Source organism: Lyngbya confervoides BDU141951 (assembly GCF_000817775.3).
GTDB lineage: Bacteria > Cyanobacteriota > Cyanobacteriia > Thermosynechococcales > Thermosynechococcaceae > Lyngbya > Lyngbya confervoides.
On sequence record NZ_JTHE03000046.1, the window covers coordinates 1 to 4,459 of the forward strand.

Here is a 4,459-nt window from a genome sequence, read left to right on the forward strand (position 1 = left end):
CCAGGATCAACCCTGGTTAGAGCACTCTCCCAAAAAATACATTTTTCTCAAAACTGTCCCGCCTTAAATTGGTAGCCGATTTTAGCGCGTTGCTTGCGAGAATCCGTGGGACTGCTTGGATTTAGGGTTGAATTTAGGTGTAGCCTCGTGCGAAAAGGGCTTCTCCTGGGAGCGATCAGGGTGGATTTTGGGTCACTGGTGACCGCTTCAGATCCCAGAGTCAGCTTGAAGGGGTCTATGGGATGGCCCAGTGTTGAGTGACTGTTACATCCGTCAGACTGTTTAGGTTTCCTGTCAGCGTCGGCAGTGCGAGTCGGATGCTCGGGTTGAGGCGATCGCATGGTCTAGGAGCCGCGTCCCCGACATGACGGAATCCTTCGCGGAATTAGTGAAATGGGATAAGCGATCGCCGGTGAAGCGGTTGTGAGAGATAGTCGGAATGGCCCATGTTGCTGATCCTGAGCGCGATCGCCCATTCCCTGTTGAGTGTTTCGTCATCTCCTATTGTTGCGCATTGCGCAAAGCGCTAAGATAGGTAATAGCTTTGAAACTTCAAAATGATAAAAAGCATCAAACACAAAGGTTTAAAGCGTCTATGGGAGAAAAACGATAGCTCAAAAGTTAATCCAGAGCATCTTGAGCGTTTAAAGTCCCGATTGTCATTATTGGCGGCAGCCAAAGTCATTGATGATATGGATCGGCCTGGTCTCAGATTGCATTCACTGCAAGGGCATGAGAATCGTTGGGCCATCAATGTTTCCGGCAATTGGCGTCTGACGTTTGATTTTGTTGATGGAGATGTGTACGTTTTAGATTACGAGGATTATCACTGATGAGGATGGAGCCTTCACACCCAGGAGCAATTATTCAAGAGTTTTACCTAGAAGAATTAGGAATTACTATGACTGATATTGCGAAAGCCATCGGGGTGTCTCCCAGCACAATTGGTCGAATTGTAAATGAGAAGGCAGCGGTGACCCCTGATATGGCAATTAAATTGAGCCAGGTGTTATCTGGCAGCCCGGAATCATGGCTTCAGTTGCAGATGAATTATGATTTGTGGCACGCCGAAGCCAGGAATGAAAACCTGCAGCTCAAATCTTTAGTGCCAGCATAGAGTGTAGCCGCTCAGAGTGTTCGTGTTGACATTGATGTTAGAGCTGAAAGAGACGGAAGCGATCGCCCATTTTGTGGATCCCTATCCTTTAGGCGCATCTTTCTTCACAAACAGAGCAAGACCTGAAACGCTTTCTGTTTTTGGCATCCACAGATTCCCAGAATTTAGGTAGTGAGAAAAAGGCTGCGATCGCGTTACAGAACTGAGTCAGAGGTGTAACGAAAAACTCAGCCCATTGGGTGAAGCGAGATTTGCGATCGCCCACCCCCATCCATCCTCCTTTAGCCTTACACTCAAGGACGATCGCCCCGTCCCACGTTAATGCCCATCCGAGCCGAAATCATCAACAAATACCGCATTCGGATCGCCCAGGGCAGCCGCACCAAGCTGCGGAAAGCAGAGCTGGAAACCCTGATTGATACGTTTGTCGATGCCTTGGCCACGGTCAACACACCAGACAAAATCCGGGATCTCTGCCAGACCGAAATCGCGCTGCTTGAAGAAGGCTACGCCAAGATCACGCTCGCCAGTGGGTACATCCCGAAATACCGAGCGGCTATTGAGGAAGCGATCGCCCAAAACCGCCTTCCACTCACCCCAGAGAACAGTCATACCTACGTCCACCAACAGCGGGTCACCGGGATCCAGGAAACCCGCGATGAGCACTGGGCACTGACCTATTTCAAGTACAGCCCCGAAGAATACGAACAGCTCGACAAACGCCAAGCCCAGGTCAACCGGAAACGGCTGCTAAACCTGAAAACCGTCCAACTCGACCGCTACCTAGCCAAGATCCACGAACTCCTGCACAGCCAGGATAAATTTGCCGCGCGTCACCAAACGATCGCGATCGTCTATTCCAGCGTTGCAGATGAAAATTCAGCAAGACTCGATGCAGAGATTAAGATCTAACTAGACAAGGTCGGGTATGCAACGATGACGCTACTAGAAAGCTTAAAAGAGAGGCGATCGCAGATTTTAGAGATTGCAGCCCGTCATGGGGCATCTAATGTTCGGGTGTTTGGCTCGGTGGTTCGGGGAGAAGAGACGCCGGAGAGCGATATCGATTTTTTAATTGACTATGACCTGGAGAAAATTACGCCTTGGTTTCCAGTGCGCCTGATTAGAGATTTAGAGGCTGTGTTGGGAATGCGGGTCGACGTGGTGACCGAGGAGGGACTGAAAGCTCGCATTCGAGAGAAGGTGACGCGGGAGTCAATTCAGTTATGAGGGATGATCGTGAACGTTTGCTGGATATAGAGGAAGCGATCGCCAAGATTGAACGATATTCGGTGCAGGGGCGTTCTGAGTTTATGGAAAACGAGCTGATCCAAACGTGGATATTGTTTCAGTTTCAGGTGATTGGGGAGGCAGCGCGGTCAGTATCAGAAGCAACGAGAGCGAAGTATTCAGAGGTGCCCTGGCAAGATATCATTGATTTTCGTAATTTGTTGGTGCATGAGTATTTCAGGGTAAATCTCAATGTGGTGTGGTTAATTGTTGAACGGGAATTACCGCCGTTGAAAGCACAAGTATCTGAAATTTTAGGAAAAAAGTGATGCCACTCTTGGCTCTACAGTGGGAAAAGCTGTGCCCCCATCCCCCCTCCGTTTGCGCTGCCATCGGGGTAGCTATACACTCAAGGACGATCGCCCCGACCCCCGTCAATGCTCACCCGAGCCGATAGTTATTGATAAATACCGCTACCAGATCGCCCAGGGCAGTCGCACCAAGCTGCGGAAAGCAGAGCTTGAAATCCTTATTGATACGTTCATCGAGGCCCTGGCCACGGTCCACACCCCGGACAAGATCCGGGACCTCTGCCAGACCGAAAGCGCCCTACTGGAAGAAGGCTACGCCAAGATCACGCTAGCCAGCGGCTACATCCCGAAATACCGAGCGGCCATTGAAGAAGCGATCGCCCACAAGCGCATCCTGCTCACCCCCAAGAACAGCCACGCCTACGTCCACCATCAGCGGGTCACCGGGATCCAGGAAACCCGCGATGAACACTGGGCATTGACCTATTTCAAATACAGCCCCGAAGAATACGAACAGCTCGATAAACGCCAAGCCCAGGTCAACCGGAAACGGCTGCTGAATTTAAAGACCGTCCCACTGGATCGCTACCTGGCCAAGATCCACGAACTCCTGCACAGCCAGGACAAATTTGCCGCGCGGCACATGGCGATCGCGATCGCAGCGGTCACAGGTCGTCGGATGGGCGAAGTGGTTGCCCGAGGCAAGTTTACGCTGACGGAGCATCCCTACCTGCTGCATTTCACCGGTCAGCAAAAGCACGAATGCGATGGCTATAATATTGTCACCTTGATTCCGGCTGAAGAGCTACTTGAACGTATAAAATGCTTCCGCACGATGCCGGATATCAAAGCCCTGATGAAATTGAAAGGAGACTCCCTCAAAGCTGAATTGAACAAATTTGACGTGCAGCTGAATCGGGAATGCAACAAGCTGCTGAACCGCACCGAGATTGTCCCACCACTGGAAGGGAAAAGCACAGTCACGATTCACAACCTGCGGAGCTTATGGGGAGCGATCGCCACCTATTTCTTCTGCCCGTCCAGGAATATGCGTTCCTGCAGCACTACCTAGGCCATGTTCTGGAATCGAGCGCCACAGGTCACTATTTCCGGTATCAGCTCACGGATGCCGAGGGTGAGCTATTGCGTGATAAAGGTGTCAAACTCAGTGCGGTACCCGAGCTATCGTTGCTAGAGGAAGAGTTTACAGAGATGGACGACGAACAAATATCCCTGGAGCCGATCTCGACTGAAAAGACAAGCGATCGCCTAGGGCATGAGATTGAGCAAGCGATCCTGCATCGGTTTGAGGCGCTCCAGCGCGAATGGTTGGATTACCGGGAGTCGCTTGAATCTCGCCTTCAGGAGCTGGAGGCGCCCAGAACAGGTCAGCCGAGTCCGGCTCAGCAAAAGCGATTGCAGGAATTGCAAGATGAAAACCAACGGTTGAAGGATGAGAATGAGCGATTGCGTCAGTCTCTAGAGGAAGCCGAGGGCAAACTGACCCAGTTCCGCCAATTGCTCCTGGGAGAAGCACCGGAGCCTGAAAACACAGAGAACGAAACCGTGGAAAAACCGGAGGCCGAGGCGATCGCTCAAACCGTGAAGTCAACCCCAGTTCCCAAGAGCAAGGTGGGGCGCAAGCCGGGTCAGGCGGTGCAACGAGCTGCTAAATAAACCTAACTTCGGCACCTCGTAACCATTTGCTTCGGCACCCATCCCCAAAAAAAATCAGCCCATCAATTGTGGCAGGTACCGGAGGCTAGCTCATGTCAATTCAATGACATGTGAACCTAAGTTA

Annotated in this window: 7 protein-coding genes; all 7 read left to right on the forward strand. The window is 51.4% G+C overall.

What is annotated here, in order from left to right; genetic code table 11:
* Window positions 1-557: 557 nt before the first annotated feature.
* The 7 genes from QQ91_RS08575 to QQ91_RS08605 all read left to right on the forward strand — a co-directional run bounded on the left by QQ91_RS08575 (window position 558) and on the right by QQ91_RS08605 (window position 4,335).
* Complete coding sequence (locus QQ91_RS08575) at window positions 558-833, forward strand: type II toxin-antitoxin system RelE/ParE family toxin (RefSeq protein ID WP_166283989.1); 276 nt, start codon at window positions 558-560, stop codon at window positions 831-833.
* A 5-nt stretch (window positions 834-838) separates the two neighbouring features.
* Entirely contained in the window at window positions 839-1,117 is a 279-nt protein-coding gene (locus QQ91_RS08580; RefSeq protein WP_236096269.1) for a HigA family addiction module antitoxin, read from the forward strand.
* Between the two features lie 321 nt (window positions 1,118-1,438).
* Entirely contained in the window at window positions 1,439-2,029 is a 591-nt protein-coding gene (locus tag QQ91_RS08585) for a protelomerase family protein (protein WP_166283993.1), read from the forward strand.
* A gap of 24 nt (window positions 2,030-2,053) precedes the next feature.
* Complete coding sequence (locus QQ91_RS08590) at window positions 2,054-2,347, forward strand: nucleotidyltransferase family protein (RefSeq protein ID WP_166283995.1); 294 nt, start codon at window positions 2,054-2,056, stop codon at window positions 2,345-2,347.
* Window positions 2,344-2,676, forward strand: a complete 333-nt coding sequence (locus QQ91_RS08595; RefSeq protein ID WP_166283997.1) for a HepT-like ribonuclease domain-containing protein — start codon at window positions 2,344-2,346, stop codon at window positions 2,674-2,676. The genes QQ91_RS08590 and QQ91_RS08595 overlap by 4 nt, the downstream gene beginning before the upstream one ends.
* A 31-nt stretch (window positions 2,677-2,707) precedes the next feature.
* Window positions 2,708-3,730 (forward strand): protelomerase family protein, encoded by a 1,023-nt coding sequence (locus QQ91_RS08600; protein ID WP_166283999.1) that lies wholly within the window; start codon window positions 2,708-2,710, stop codon window positions 3,728-3,730.
* A complete protein-coding gene (locus QQ91_RS08605; protein ID WP_166284001.1) occupies window positions 3,664-4,335 on the forward strand; it encodes a hypothetical protein in 672 nt (223 codons plus the stop codon). Before QQ91_RS08600 ends, QQ91_RS08605 begins: the two co-directional genes overlap by 67 nt.
* Window positions 4,336-4,459: the final 124 nt, after the last annotated feature.